Consider the following 13,279-nt stretch of genomic DNA (forward strand, 5'->3'; position numbering starts at 1 on the left):
ATCCCCTCTTCGGTGACGTCGATCAGCCACGACCCTAGCCGATGGGCTGCTCCGCGCACTCACGGCGCCGACGGGGCAGGCCGCACGCGCGTCAAGTCCCTTGCGGTCCACCGAATTTGACGGCACGACGTACGTCGTCGGCGTAGGCCCCGGGCTGTTCCCAGGCCGCGAAGTGGCCGCCGGCCCCGTGTACCACGTAGTCGCGGACGTTCAGGAACGCCTCGGCGTAACTCCGCGGCTCCGGTTTGGTGTCGCGCGGGAACACGGAGAACACGGTCGGCGTGTCGATCCGGTGCGGGAGGGTGACCGGTTCGGCATAGGTGGCGAAGGAGGTGCCGATCGTGCCGGTGACCCAGTACGCGCTGACCCAGGTGAGGAGCTCGTCCGGGGTGAAGGCCGCCTCGTCGGACCAGGACTTGAGTTTCTCGACGATCCACGCCGCGAGGCCGGCGGGTGAGTCACCGAGGGCGACGGCGAGCGTGTTCGGCCGCGTCGACTGCTCCGCGATGTACCCGCCCTCGGCCCGGAACCACCGCGCCGCCCGGCCGAGGTAGGCCACCGCGTCGGGCGCGAGCCGGGCCGGGTCCGCCGTGAGCGCACGCTGCGGGGCGACGTTCGTGAGGTGCAGGGCGGCCACCCGGTCCGGGTGCCGGGCCGCGAGGAGTTCGGCGACGGTGCCGCCCACGTCACCGCCGGAGACCGTGTACCGCGCGTACCCGAGCGCGGCGAGGGCCTCCGCGACGATCCCGGCGATCCGGTCGGCCGACATGCCGGGCTCGGTCAGCGGGGCCGCGAACGGGAAGCCCGGCAGCGCGGGGACCACCACGTTCAGGTCCGCGAGCAACGGCAGGACGCGCTCGAACCGCAGCACCGAGTCCGGCCAGCCGTGCAGGAGGACGACGACCGGGGCGCCGGGATCCGCGGACCGCTGGTGGATCACCCGCAGCTCGGTGCCGCCCGCCGGCACGGTCTCCCAGGGGAGCGCGCCGATGCGGCGCTCGTGCACGGCCCAGTCGTATCCGTCCGCCCAGAGTTCGAGCAGTTCGTCGAGGTGGGTGCCGCGGATGCCGCGCGCCCCGTCGTCCTTCCACGGGGTCGCGACACGCCGCGTCCGCCGGAGCCGTTCCCGCAGGTCACGGGCCGATTCCTCGCCGCTCCCCACCTTGTCGCCCTCCACCTTGCAGCTCCCCGTCTTGCCGCTCTCCGTCTTGCCGCCCTCCGTCTCGGCGACTCCTGCCCCGTCGTCCGTCGCCCCGTCGGACATCGCCTCGCCGCTCGTCGTCTCGGCGCCCAGTGCCTTCTCGTCCATCGCCTCGTCGCCCCTCGTTCCGCCCGTCATGTGTATCAGCGTACACATAATGTGTATGCTCGTACACATGACCACTCGCAACGCGGCCGCCACCAGGCGGCGGATCCTGGAGCACGCGCAACGCCGGCTCGCCCAGCAGGGGTACGCGGCGACCACGGTCAAGGGCGTGGCCGACGCCGCCGGGGTGTCGCCGAACCTCATCACGCGCTATTTCGGCGGCAAGGACGGGCTGTTCCTGGCGGCGACCCAGGTGGAGATCCCGGTCGCCGACTCCTTCGACGGTGACCGGTCCACGCTGGGCGCGCGCCTGGCGGCGAGCATCGTGCGGCGCTGGTTCGGCGCCCCGGGCGAGGCCGGCGAGGATCCGCTGCTCGTGCTGCAACGGGCGTCCGGCGAACGCCCGGAGGCGGCGGAGGCGCTGGCCTCCTTCCTCGACACGAACTCGCTGGAGCCGCTCCACCGCTACCTGCGCGACAGCGGCCTCGACGACGCGGACGCCCGCAGCCGGGCCGCGGCGATCGACGCCTTCGTGCTCGGCGTCTCCACCCGCCGCCGGGTCCTGCGGGACGAACTCGGCGACCCCGCCGAACTCGAGGCCTGGCTGAGCACCACCATCCAGCGCCTCGCCGACGGGTGACCCGCGGCGGCAGGAAGGACGAGTCCGTCGCCGGCCATGCACGCCGGTCGAGCGGCGTGGGGCGTACGCCCCCTTCCCCGGACTCCCGCCTCCGCCGCCGCGACCGGGGGCGGTAGCGTCGCCCCATGGCTGACGTGCGGTTGACGACCTCCTCCTACCTCGTCCTCGGGATCATCGACAAACTCGGCGAGGCCAGTGCCTATGACGTGAAGGTGGAGGCGGCCGCGACGGTGGCGCCGTTCTGGTCGGTGCCGCACGCCCAGGTGTACGCGCAGTGCGAACGGCTGCTGGCGGCGGGGCTGCTGGCGCAGGTACGGCAGGAGAGCGGGCGCAACCGAAGGGTCCTGGCGCTGACCGAGCAGGGCCGGACCGCCCTGCGCGCGTGGCTCGGTGACCCGGAGTTCGTACCGGTGGAGGCCAGGGAGCGCGGCATCCTCAAGCTGTGGTTCGGGGGACGGCCGCAGGTGCTGGCCCCGGCGCAGCTGGAAGCGCATCGCGGCACCCTGCGCTCGTACGCCGAACTCGCCGAGGAAGTGGGCGAGTTGTTGACCCCGGGGCAGCGCGAGGCGCTGGAGTTCGGCATCCGGTACGAACAGATGATGCTCGACTTCTGGACGTGGGTGCGCAGCCGGGAGGACCTCCGCGCCCCGGCCGCCGGCGACTCCTGATCCGAGACGGACCGTTGACCCCGGCAGCGGTCCGCTCTACCGTCTCCATAGTCCAGGTTGGACTATGGGGCGCCGGCGAGTGACGGGCGCGCCGGCCGTGTCGCTGTCACCGGCGCGGCCACCAGGAGGAGGTCGCCGTGCGTCGTCCGACGAGCAGGAACTGGCGTCGTGGCGCCGCGATCACGGTGGCGGTCGTCTGCGTCGCCTACGCGCCGGTCGCGATGACGGGGCTGTGGCCCTACGCGCGCCCCGGCGCCCCGGCGTTCGGCGAATGGCTGCTGTCCCGCGCCGTCTCGCCCCGCTACGCCACCGAGGCCCTGGCCGGCCGGATCGCGCCCTACCGGCACACCCTGCTGCCGATGATCCTGCACTCGGTACTCGGCGGCCTGCTCATGCTCCTCGGACCCGCGCAACTGCTGACCGCGGCGCGGCGGCGCCCACGTCTGCACCGCGCGCTCGGCGTGGCCTTCGCGGTCACGGTGTACGCCTCGATGGCGGGCGCGGGCCTCTACCTGGCGCGTACCGCTCCCGCGGACGCCTTCAGCGGGGCGGCCTTCTGGATCGTGCTGGCCACCCTGCTGGTGGGCACCGTGGCGAGCGTCACCTGCGGCATCCTGGCCGCCGTCCGCGGCTTCCCCGACCTGCACCAGCGGTGGATGATGCTGTGCTACGCGTTCCTGCTGACCGCGCCCCTGCTGAGACTGGAGTGGGCGGGCCTGCCCCGGCTGCTGCCGGGACTCTCCATGGCCGAGATCAACCAGGTGGCCCTCACGCACCTGGGGTCGGTGGCCGTGTTCGGCGCGCTCGTCGCCTCGCGCGGCCGGGACCGGCGCAGGACGATCACGGGGATGAGCGGATCCTGGGCGCCGCCGCCGGTGCTGGCGGCGGCCCATGTGGCGGGCGCGGCCGCCCTGACCTGGATCGTGCACCTCTACCTCGGCTCCGGAGCGGCCGGCCGGCGACTGCTGACGGCGTACCTGCTGCCCTACGCCGTCTCCTACGCCGTCATGGCCGCCGGCGCCCGGCGTGCGGGGCGGCAGGGGCGTGCCTGGGCCCGGGAGGAGTGGCGGCTGCACCTGACGGCCCTGTGCCTGGCCCCGGTGCTGTCAGCCGGCGCGGCCCCCGCGTTCGAGCACACCCTGCGTCTCGACCGGGCCACCGCGCTGACCGCCGGCGTCTCCATCGGCTGCGGTGTGCTCGCCACCGCGGCGACCTCGGTGGTGGCCCTCCGCCTCCTGCGCGCCCGCGCCGTCCGCCGCAGGACCACCACCGTCCCCGCCGCGCACCCCGGCTCCCGTGCCCCTTCTCCCACGGCGTGACCCGAAGGCCTGATCCCGAACCCGCCTGATCCCGAACCCGAAACGTCCCTCTCGAGGAGCGCACATGAACCCGGACGCCATCGACGGCTCCGTCCGCAAGCTGCTGAAGCGACGGAAGCTCTTCCTCAAGACGGAACGGACCGACCGCACAGGGGAGATCGTGTACGTGTGCGTGGACGACGGGCACCCGGGCGGGTTCCCGGTGGGGCACGTCACGTCGGTGGCCGGAGGGGTGGCGTGGCTCGCGTTCGCCCGGGTGCGCCCCGACAGTCCCTTCGGCACCGAGCAGGTGGCCGCGGGGCTGCCCGGCGTCGAGGACGCCCTGCGTGCCGTCCTCGACCACGCCCACTACGGGGACATCATGGCCGACCTGGAAGACGCGTCGGGCGTCGCCACGACCTACACCGCCACGGTGGACCGGGACCAGGCCGTCTGGCTCGCCAACCTCGACGAGCCCGGCGGCGTCACCCACCTCGGCAAGGGCCGGCTCCGCCTGACCGGCGCCGCCGTCGCCTACCTGCGCAGCCTCCCCGAACGCCTCGACTGCCACGTGGACCACAAGGACCGGCTGCACCTCGCGGACGACACCTACCAACTGGTACGCGAACGATGACCCGGTGGCCGGGGCGCGCGCTCAACTCCCCGCGTCCGCCCCGACCGTGCTCTCCCGCACCAGCAGCCGGTGCGGCGCCCTCGTGTCGGCGGGCGGCGGGGCCGAACCGTCGATGAGGCCCAGCAGCGTGCCGACGGCACTGCGGGCGATCTCGGTCTTGTCCGGGGCGACGGTGGTCAGGGAGGGCGAGCTGTAGCGGCCCTCCTGGATGCCGTCGACCCCGACGACGGCGATGTCGTCGGGCACTCGTACGCCCGCGCGCGTCAGGGCGTTCATCGCCCCGATGGCCAGCAGGTCGTTGTAGCAGAAGACCGCGTCGGGCGGCTCGGGCAGGGCGAGCAGACGTTCCACGGCCTGCGCGCCGAGGTGGCGGTGGAAGCGCTGGGTGGGGACGATCAGCTCCTCGTCGACGGCGAGCCCGGCCCGCTCCAGCGCCTGGCGGTACCCGATCGTACGCAACTGGGCCGTCTCGCCGGTGCTGTAGGGCTGGTCGCCGATGGCCGCCACGCGCCGCCGGCCGAGACCGAGCAGGTGCTCCGTCGCCTCCCGGGCCGCGGCGATGTTGTCGATCGCGACATGGTGGAAGCTGCCGTTGAAGATGTGCTCGCCGAGCAGGACCATGGGCACCCGGTTTGTGCGGCTGCGCAGTTCCTCCGCCGAGATGGTCAGCGGGCTCAGCAGCACACCGTCGAACATCGTGGCGCGCGACTCCCGGCCCAGCAGCTCCCGTTCGCGCTGTCCGTCGCCGTCGGTCTGGTCGAGCATGACGACGTACCCGTGGGCGCGGGCGGCGGTGATGACCTCCCGGGCCAGCTCGGCGAAGTACGGCACGTCGAGTTCCGGTACGACGAGGGCGATCATCCCGCTCCGGCCCCGGCGCAGGTTGCGGGCCACCAGGTTCGGCCGGTAGTCGAGTTCGTCCAGCGCCGCCTGCACCCGTGTGCGCAGTTCGTCGGAGACGGGCACCGAGCCGTTGACCACGTTGGACACGGTGCGGATCGAGACCCCGGCGCGTCGGGCGACGTCGCGGAGCGTGGAGCCGGCCATCCAGTTCCCCCTCACAGCCCTCACGGGCTCTTCCCTCGGCAGTATCGCTGGTCGGCACCGGTGCGGACCACCGCTGACGCAGGTTGATGTTACTCAGGTATTGCATCGTTGCAAGATGCGCAGCATCATCTCTGCATCGTTGCAGAGCAGTTGGCGGCGACCGCGGGCTGCCGTGCCGATGACGCCTGCGCGCGTTCGGGTCCGCCGCGTACGCGTCCCGGCCCGGCCGGCCCCCCGCGACCGCGTTCCCGCACTTCCGACACCAGGAGCCGACACATGTCCAGACCGTCCGTCCCGCGCCGCAGCGTCCTGCGCGGCGCCCTCGGTGCCGGCGCACTCGCCGTCGCCGCAGGCCCCCTCGCGGCCTGCGCCCCCGGCTCCTCGGCGTCCGCACCGCGCAAACTCACCGGTACGCCCGGCGCCTCGGCCAAGGGCGAGATCACCATCTGGAACCGCTCGGGCGACCTCTTCAAGGTCTTCGACACGGCCATCGACGCCTTCCGCAAGGCGTACCCGAACGTCAAGGTGAACCACCAGGCCGTCGACATCGACAACAAGCTCGCCAACACGCTGATCAGCGGCACCGACCTGCCGGACGGCAGCTTCTGGGACGACGCCAAGATCGGCAGCCAGGCCGAGCACCTGTACGACCTGACGGACCTGATCGCCCCCTACCGCGACAAGACCTCGGCGTACAAACTCTCCGTCAACACCGTCGACGGCCGCATCTACGGCGTGCCGTGGGACCTCGACCCCGGCCTGCTCTGGTACCGCGAGGACCTGCTGGAGGCCGCGGGCGTCGACCCCGCTGGCCTGAAGACCTACGCCGACCTGCTGAACGCGGCCCGCTCGCTCAGGGAGAAGAACCCCGCCGCCCGCCCGCTGCACATGGAGAAGGACCCCTTCCTCGGACAGCTGTGGCTGGAGATGCTCGCGGGCCAGCAGGGCACCAGCCTCGCCGACGCGCACGGCAAGGTGCGCCTCGACTCCAAGGAGTACCGCACCATCCTCAACTGGATCAGGGACGCCGTCGACGACGACCTGGTCACCCACGCCGAATACCTCAAGCAGGCCGACCTCGCCGCCCTGGAGAACGGCCAGCAGGCCCTGGTCCCCTGGGCGGTGTGGTGGTCCTTCGCGCCGCAGCAGCTGCTGAAGAAGACCAAGGGCAAGTGGCGGGCCGCGCCCCTGCCGGCCTGGACTCCGGGCGGCGCGCGCAGCGGCGCCATGGGCGGCAGCAGCTTCATCATCCCGGCCAAGGCCAAGAACCCCGAATTGGCCTGGCTGCTGTATGAGTTCCTGTGCTTCAAGGAGCCCGGCTACAGCGCGGTCTACGGCCCCAGCGACATCTACCCCGGCGGACTGACCACCTCCGTACCCAGCTACACACCCGCCCTGCGGCCCGACAAGCCGCTGATCAAGCCCGTGGCCGCGCTCGGTGGCCAGGACCTGTGGAAGGTCGCCGTGGACGCCGCCGCGTCCGTGCCGGCCGCGGCACCGATCCCGGCCTGGTGGAACAAGTCGGTCGACTACCTCGGCGACAACCTCCAGCGGCTGATGGAAGGGAAGATGACGCCCGACGACGTCATCGACGACTCCACGAAGAAGATCCAGCGCAACCTGGTGGACCGCGCATGACACCCACGCTCCTCACGCCGGCCCGCCGGGAGCGGCGGGCCACGGCGCCGCCGCGCCCCGGCCGCACCCGCCGCAGGCCCTTCCTGGCGCCCTACCTGTTCGTCGCACCGTTCTACGTCGTCTTCGCCGCCTTCGGCCTCTACCCGCTCGTCTTCGCCCTCCAGCTGAGCTTCACCGACTGGAAGGGCGCGGGCGCGGCGCGCTTCATCGGGCTGGAGAACTACACCTACCTGCTCACCAGCGAGGAGTTCTGGTCCTCCCTGGGCAACAGCGCGGTGATGTGGCTGCTGATCGTGCCCGTGCAGATCGTCGGCGGCCTGGCCGCCGCGGTGCTGCTGGCCAACGCCAGACTGCGGCTGCGCGGCATGTTCAGGGTCGCGTTCATCGCGCCGTTCGTCACCCCGCTGGTGGCGATGGCCCAGGTCTGGATCGTGGCCTTCGACAAGGACTACGGCCTGGTCAACCACCTGCTGGGCCTGGTGGGCCTGCCTGACATCGACTGGCTGCAGTCCACCGCCTGGGCCAAACCGACGCTCGCCCTGCTGTTCCTGTGGAAGACCACCGGCTTCGCGATCATCATCCTGCTCGCCGGACTCCAGGCCGTGCCCTCCGACGTGTACGAGGCCGCCGCCCTCGACGGCGCCTCCCGCATCCGCCAGTTCTGGTCGCTGACCCTGCCCCTGGTACGGCGCAGCATCGCCTTCCTCGTCGTGGTGCAGACCCTGGCCGTGTTCCAGATGTTCGCCGAGCCCCACGTCGTCACCCAGGGCGGCCCGTACGGCTCGACCACGACCGGCGGCCTGTACCTCTACAACCACATCACGACGTCCGACCTCGGGACCGGCGCCGCGAACTCCTTCCTGCTGGTGCTGCTGGTGTTCGCCCTGTCCCTGGTGTCCGTGCGTCTCCTGCGCTCCCGGGACGAGTGACCATGACCAGCCAGACAGTGACCGCGACCGGGCGGACCGGCGAACGCGCGAGCGGCAAGAACGGCGACGGCGCCGGGGGCGAGCCGCGCAAGAGCCTTTCCCGGCCCCGGCCCAGCGCCTTCCAGTACGTCGTCCTCGGCGTCCTGGCCGTGGTGTTCGTCTACCCCATCTTCTGGGCCGTCAGCTCCTCGCTGAAGCCGCCGGCCGAGATCGTCAGCGACCCGCTGCACTTCTCCCTCGGCTCCCTGACCCTCGACAACTACCGGGCCATGTTCGCCGACGTGCCCATCGGCACCGGATTCCTCAACACCGTGCTGGTCGTGGCCGTCAAGGGCGCCATGACGATGTTCTTCTGCCCGCTGGCCGGCTACGCCTTCGCCAAGTACCGCTTCCCGGGCAAGGACCTGCTCTTCGGCGTCCTGATGCTCACCCTGATGCTGCCGACGCTGGTGCTGATCATCCCGCTGCTCCTGGAGATGAGCCAGCTCGGCTGGGTCAACACCTACCAGGCGCTCATCCTGCCCGGCAGCATCGACGCCTTCAGCATCTTCTGGATGCGGCAGACCATCGCCGCGGTCCCCGACGAACTCCTGGACGCCGGACGTGTCGACGGCGCGAGCGAGTTCCGCATCTTCACCAGGATCGTGGCGCCCGTCATCCGGCCCGGCATCGCCGCCCTCGGCGTGCTGACCGCCATGAACATCTACAACGACTTCGTCTGGCCCGTCGTAGCCGTCAACGACGAGCGGCACCAGACCCTCCAGGTCGTCCTGTCCACCCTCGCGCAGAACGTCACCGGCAACCGCGTCGGCGCCGACTTCGCGACCGTCTGGGGCGAACTCCTCGCCGCCGGCAGCATCGCGATGCTGCCCGTGCTCGTGGTGTTCGTCCTGCTGCAACGCCATTTCATCAACGGGATCCTCGCGGGCAGCGTCAAGGGCTGACCGCCTCCTCGCCCACCGCCCCCCGCCCCCGCGCACCGATCGGAGCACACCCACCCCATGCCCACCCCCGGCATCCCCCGTCCCGAGTACCCCCGCCCGCACTTCGACCGCTCCCACGCCTGGCTCGGCCTCAACGGCACCTGGGACTTCCGCGCCGACCCCGACGGGCGGCACGGCGCCGACTCGGGTGACGGCTACGACCAGCGGATCACCGTCCCCTTCGCCTGGGAGTCCGCCGCCTCGGGCATCGCGGCGCACTGGCTGCGGGCCGCCTGGTACCGGCGCACGTTCACCGTGCCGGCCGACTGGGCCGGGCAGCGCGTCGTCCTGCACTTCGGCGCCGTCCACCACGAGGCCACGGTCTGGGTGAACGGCACCGAGGTCGCCCACCACGTGGGCGGCTACACCCCCTTCTCCGCCGACGTGAGCGACGCCCTCACCGACGGGGAGCAGCTGCTCACCGTGCGCGTCCACGCGCCCGCCGACAAGCGGGACATCGCCCACGGCAAGCAGCGCAGCATGCCGCGCACCGACTACGACGGCGTCTGCTTCACCCCGTCCTCCGGCATCTGGCAGAGCGTCTGGCTGGAGGCCCGCCCCGCCACCCACCTCGCCTCCCTGCGGCTGCGCCCCAACCACGACCTGACCGGCATCGACGTCGAGGCCGCCGTAGACGGCCCGGCCGCCGGCGGCGCGTCGCTGGAGCTGCGCGTGCGCGGCGAGGCCACCGCCGTCACCGCCACCGCCGGCCCCGACGGGCGGCTGCGCGCCGAACTCCCGCTCGCCGCCCCCCGCCTGTGGTCGCCCGAGGACCCGCACCTCTACCACGTCGACGCCGAGCTGACCTCCGCCGACGGCACCGACCGGGTCGCCTCCTACACCGGTCTGCGCACCATCACCGTCGACGGCGAGACCCTGTACCTCAACGGGCGCAGGCTGTTCGTGCGCGGCGTCCTCGACCAGGGCTACTGGCCGCACACCGGCATCACCGCCCCCGACGACACGGCACTGCGCCGCGACCTCGAACTCGCCGCCGAGGCCGGCTACAACCTCGTACGCAAGCACCTCAAGCTGGAGGACCCCCGCTTCGTCCACCACGCCGACACGCTCGGCATGCTCCTGTGGGCCGAACCCGCCTCGCCCGGACACTTCTCACCGGCCTCCGTCACCGCGTTCGCCGAACAGATCGAGCCGATGGTCGAACGCGACGGCAACAGCCCCGCCATCGTCATCTGGGGCCTGTACAACGAGGAGTGGGGCCTGGACTGGGACATCCCCGGCGACGCGGCCAAGCAGCGGGCCACGGCCGAGGCCTACGACCGGATCAAGGCCCTCGACCCCACCCGGCCGGTCGTCGACAACTCAGGCTGGACCCACGTCAAGACGGACCTGCTGGACTGGCACTACTACGACGAGAGCGCCGCCTCCTGGGCCACCACCGTCGCCGACCTGCTCTCCGGCGCGCGCGACGACTTCCCCGTCAAGCTCGGCCCCGACTACGTCGTCCACAAGAAACTCGCCGTCCCCACCCAGCCGCTGCGCGGCCTGCCCAACCTCAACAGCGAGTACGGCGGCGGCTTCACCGGCCTGGAGCGCGCCTGGCACCTGCGCTGGCAGACCCAGGAACTGCGCCGCCACGACCGGCTCGCGGGCTACGTCTACACGGAGCTGTACGACATCGAGCACGAGAGCGCGGGCCTGTGGGACTTCCAGCGCGCCGCCAAGGACCTGGCCGGCGTCGACCCGGCGCACGTCAACGCGCCGACCACGCTCGTCCTGGACGTCACACCGGTCGCCCCTGGCCGCGACCTGCTCACCCCCGCGCCCGACTTCACGGTGGACCTGCGCGTCTCGCACCACGGCGGCGACCCGGTCGAGGGCGCCGTGCACACCGCCTGGACCCCGGTGTACGCGCCGGCCCCCCAGGACCCGGGCGGCGCCGTCCCCGGCTGCCGCGCGGAGGCGAAACCGTACGTCCTCGGCGCACCCGTGACCGTGCCCGCCGTCCTGCCCGAGGGCTGGACCAGCGGCCGTCTGCACCTGGCGCTGGTCGTGGACGGCACCGTGGCCGCCCGCACCGCCGTCGACGTGGACATCCGCACCGAGCCGCACATCGGCGACGACCCGGCCGCCAGAACGGACGGCTGACCCGGCACCATCCAGCACCACCCGACACCATCCGTCACCCCCGAAAGGAGTCGATCCGTGCGTACGCAGTCACCCGGACGCAGATCACCCGCCCTGCTCGGCGTCCTCGCCCTGCTCGTGGCACTGCTGTCCCTGTGGGCGCAGCCCGCCTCGGCCGCCCCCGCCGGCCAGATACTGGCCTCCCCCGACCTGGCGGCACACCCGCAGGGCGACGACAGCTACCCGCGCGCCGTCCGCCTCGACCACGACGGCTCGTCCGGCCGGACCATGCTGGCCACCTACGCCCAGCGCAAGCAGGGCGCCGTCAACGTGCTGCCGATCCACCGCAGCACCGACGGCGGCCGCACCTGGAGCGCCGCACCCATCTCCACGATCACCTCGCACACCGCCGGATGGGACATCGAGGCGCCCGTCCTGTACGAGGTACCGCGCACCGCGAACGGCCTGAACCAGGGCGACCTGCTCGCCGCCGGCACCGCCTGGAAGGCCGGCGACTACACCACGCAGAAGATCGAGGTCTTCAAGAGCACCGATCACGGGCAGAGCTGGCAGTACCTGTCCGACTGCACCCGCACCAGCGGCCTGCCGAACACCATCGGGCACGGCATCTGGGAGCCCTGGTTCCTGCTCGCCCCGAACAACACGCTGGCCTGCTTCATCTCCGACGAGCGGCCCGCGAACAGCCCCACCAACAACCAGGTCATCGGGCACTACACCTCCACCGACGGCGGACACACCTGGAGCGGCGCCCTCACCCAGGACGTCGCCTTCCCCGCCGACAACCTCGCCCGGCCCGGCATGTCCGTCGTCGTCCCGCTGCCGAACGGGACGTACATGATGGCGTACGAGATGTGCCGGGACGCCACCGACGCCGACCACGCCTGCGAGGTGTACACCAAGACCAGCCCCGACGGCCTGAACTGGGCGCCCGCCGACAACCCGGGAACCCTGGTGCAGACCGCCGACGGACGGCAACTGCTGCACACCCCCTACCTGGCCTGGACCCCGGGCGGCGGACCGCAGGGCACCCTGCTCCTGTCCGGGCAGCGCGTCGTCACCGGGCCCACCGGGAACAAGGCCGTGATGGCCGAGTCGGGCACCGTGGTGTTCGCCAACACCGGCCTGGGCAAGGGGGAGTGGACCGAGGTCGAGGCCCCGGTGCTGACCGCGCCGACCGGCGGCTACAACAGTGGTGAGCCCTCCTGCCCGGGCTACAGCTCACCGATCGTCCCGGGCGCCGACGGCACGTCCTTCCTGTACCTCAGTGCCACCTGGCTCGGCACCGGCAACCAGTGCCAGGTCCGTTTCGGGACCGGTGCGCTCGGCGGCCCGGTCGGCCGGGTCACGACGCCGTGGACGGCGGGCAAGTGCCTCGACGTCGACACCAACACCAACGGCAACGGCAAGGCCGCCCAGCTGTGGGACTGCAACACGGCCACCGGCCAGCGCTGGTCCGTCGCCCCGGACGGCACCCTGCGCGCGTTCGGCAAGTGCCTGGACATCGACGCCAACGCCACGGCCAACTTCAGCAAGGTGCAGCTGTGGGACTGCGCGCCAGGGGTCGGCGGCCAGCAGTGGCGCCACCAGCCCGACGGCTCGCTGCTGAACCCGCAGTCCGGCCGCTGCCTGGACATCCCGTCCGGCGCCACGGCCAACGGCACGAAGCTGCAGATCTACGACTGCAACGGGCTCGGCACCCAGAAGTGGAACCTGCCTGCGTAACAGGTCACTCGAAGGCCGCGGCCAGGGCGTCGGCGAGCTGGTTCAGCACGTCCCGGGAGAGTCGCACGGATCCGGTGAAGGAGAGGAATCCGTGGACGGCGCCCTCGACGGGGAGGTGCCGGACCGGCACGCCGGCGCCGGCCAGTGCGCGGGCGTAGTGGTCGCCCTGGTCGCGCAGGGGGTCGAGTTCGGCGGTGGCGATGACGGCGGGGGGGGTGCCTCTATGTCTTTCGTCAAGCGAGGCGTGGGGTTCTGGGTTCGTAGAAGGTGCCGTCGCGGAGCATCGCGAACAGCACGTTGATCCG

Annotated in this window: 12 protein-coding genes; 9 read left to right on the forward strand and 3 right to left on the reverse strand. The window is 72.0% G+C overall.

Going from position 1 to position 13,279, the window contains the following annotated elements; genetic code table 11:
* Positions 1–91 precede the first annotated feature (91 nt).
* Complete coding sequence (locus tag AB0G56_RS13750; RefSeq protein WP_360968342.1) at positions 92–1,339, reverse strand: epoxide hydrolase family protein; 1,248 nt, start codon at positions 1,337–1,339, stop codon at positions 92–94.
* Positions 1,340–1,376: 37 nt separating this feature from the next.
* On the opposite strand from AB0G56_RS13750, the gene AB0G56_RS13755 reads away from it, so the two are divergent.
* The 4 genes from AB0G56_RS13755 to AB0G56_RS13770 all read left to right on the forward strand — a co-directional run bounded on the left by AB0G56_RS13755 (position 1,377) and on the right by AB0G56_RS13770 (position 4,546).
* Positions 1,377–1,946 (forward strand): TetR family transcriptional regulator, encoded by a 570-nt coding sequence (locus AB0G56_RS13755; RefSeq protein ID WP_360968344.1) that lies wholly within the window; start codon positions 1,377–1,379, stop codon positions 1,944–1,946.
* Positions 1,947–2,071: 125 nt separating this feature from the next.
* Complete coding sequence (locus AB0G56_RS13760) at positions 2,072–2,614, forward strand: PadR family transcriptional regulator (RefSeq protein WP_360968347.1); 543 nt, start codon at positions 2,072–2,074, stop codon at positions 2,612–2,614.
* 137 nt (positions 2,615–2,751) lie between these two features.
* Positions 2,752–3,933: a DUF2306 domain-containing protein gene (locus tag AB0G56_RS13765; protein ID WP_360968349.1), complete on the forward strand. Its 1,182-nt coding sequence runs from the start codon at positions 2,752–2,754 to the stop codon at positions 3,931–3,933.
* A gap of 64 nt (positions 3,934–3,997) precedes the next feature.
* Positions 3,998–4,546, forward strand: a complete 549-nt coding sequence (locus AB0G56_RS13770; protein WP_360968352.1) for a hypothetical protein — start codon at positions 3,998–4,000, stop codon at positions 4,544–4,546.
* Between the two features lie 21 nt (positions 4,547–4,567).
* On the opposite strand, the gene AB0G56_RS13775 is transcribed toward AB0G56_RS13770, so the two are convergent.
* On the reverse strand, positions 4,568–5,593 hold the full coding sequence (locus AB0G56_RS13775; protein ID WP_360968408.1) for a LacI family DNA-binding transcriptional regulator: 1,026 nt from the start codon (positions 5,591–5,593) through the stop codon (positions 4,568–4,570).
* 276 nt (positions 5,594–5,869) lie between these two features.
* Here AB0G56_RS13775 and AB0G56_RS13780 point away from each other — a divergent pair, with 276 nt between their 5' ends.
* Genes AB0G56_RS13780 through AB0G56_RS13800 form a run of 5 tightly spaced genes read left to right on the forward strand, consistent with a single transcriptional unit; the run spans position 5,870 to position 12,974 of the window.
* The gene (locus AB0G56_RS13780) at positions 5,870–7,231 is read left to right on the forward strand and encodes an extracellular solute-binding protein (protein ID WP_360968355.1); all 1,362 of its coding nucleotides are present in this window, start codon (positions 5,870–5,872) and stop codon (positions 7,229–7,231) included.
* A complete protein-coding gene (locus tag AB0G56_RS13785; protein ID WP_360968358.1) occupies positions 7,228–8,160 on the forward strand; it encodes a sugar ABC transporter permease in 933 nt (310 codons plus the stop codon). Before AB0G56_RS13780 ends, AB0G56_RS13785 begins: the two co-directional genes overlap by 4 nt.
* 2 nt (positions 8,161–8,162) lie before the next feature.
* Positions 8,163–9,104, forward strand: coding sequence for a carbohydrate ABC transporter permease (locus AB0G56_RS13790; RefSeq protein ID WP_360968361.1), 942 nt, complete (start codon positions 8,163–8,165; stop codon positions 9,102–9,104).
* Between the two features lie 57 nt (positions 9,105–9,161).
* Positions 9,162–11,252, forward strand: a complete 2,091-nt coding sequence (locus AB0G56_RS13795) for a sugar-binding domain-containing protein (protein ID WP_360968364.1) — start codon at positions 9,162–9,164, stop codon at positions 11,250–11,252.
* 57 nt (positions 11,253–11,309) lie between these two features.
* Positions 11,310–12,974, forward strand: coding sequence for a ricin-type beta-trefoil lectin domain protein (locus tag AB0G56_RS13800; protein WP_360968366.1), 1,665 nt, complete (start codon positions 11,310–11,312; stop codon positions 12,972–12,974).
* Between the two features lie 4 nt (positions 12,975–12,978).
* On the opposite strand, the gene AB0G56_RS13805 is transcribed toward AB0G56_RS13800, so the two are convergent.
* Entirely contained in the window at positions 12,979–13,176 is a 198-nt protein-coding gene (locus AB0G56_RS13805) for an alpha/beta hydrolase fold domain-containing protein (protein ID WP_360968411.1), read from the reverse strand.
* Positions 13,177–13,279: the final 103 nt, after the last annotated feature.

It is taken from the genome of Streptomyces sp. NPDC021356 (genome assembly GCF_040641015.1).
Lineage (GTDB): Bacteria > Actinomycetota > Actinomycetes > Streptomycetales > Streptomycetaceae > Streptomyces.

Coding starts and splice junctions, on each gene's coding strand:
- AB0G56_RS13790 (WP_360968361.1), top strand. CDS start 8,163: ATGACCAGCCAGACAGTGACCGCGACCGGGCGGACCGGCGAACGCGCG.
- AB0G56_RS13750 (WP_360968342.1), bottom strand. CDS start 1,339: ATGACGGGCGGAACGAGGGGCGACGAGGCGATGGACGAGAAGGCACTG.
- AB0G56_RS13770 (WP_360968352.1), top strand. CDS start 3,998: ATGAACCCGGACGCCATCGACGGCTCCGTCCGCAAGCTGCTGAAGCGA.
- AB0G56_RS13755 (WP_360968344.1), top strand. CDS start 1,377: ATGACCACTCGCAACGCGGCCGCCACCAGGCGGCGGATCCTGGAGCAC.
- AB0G56_RS13760 (WP_360968347.1), top strand. CDS start 2,072: ATGGCTGACGTGCGGTTGACGACCTCCTCCTACCTCGTCCTCGGGATC.
- AB0G56_RS13785 (WP_360968358.1), top strand. CDS start 7,228: ATGACACCCACGCTCCTCACGCCGGCCCGCCGGGAGCGGCGGGCCACG.
- AB0G56_RS13795 (WP_360968364.1), top strand. CDS start 9,162: ATGCCCACCCCCGGCATCCCCCGTCCCGAGTACCCCCGCCCGCACTTC.
- AB0G56_RS13775 (WP_360968408.1), bottom strand. CDS start 5,593: ATGGCCGGCTCCACGCTCCGCGACGTCGCCCGACGCGCCGGGGTCTCG.
- AB0G56_RS13780 (WP_360968355.1), top strand. CDS start 5,870: ATGTCCAGACCGTCCGTCCCGCGCCGCAGCGTCCTGCGCGGCGCCCTC.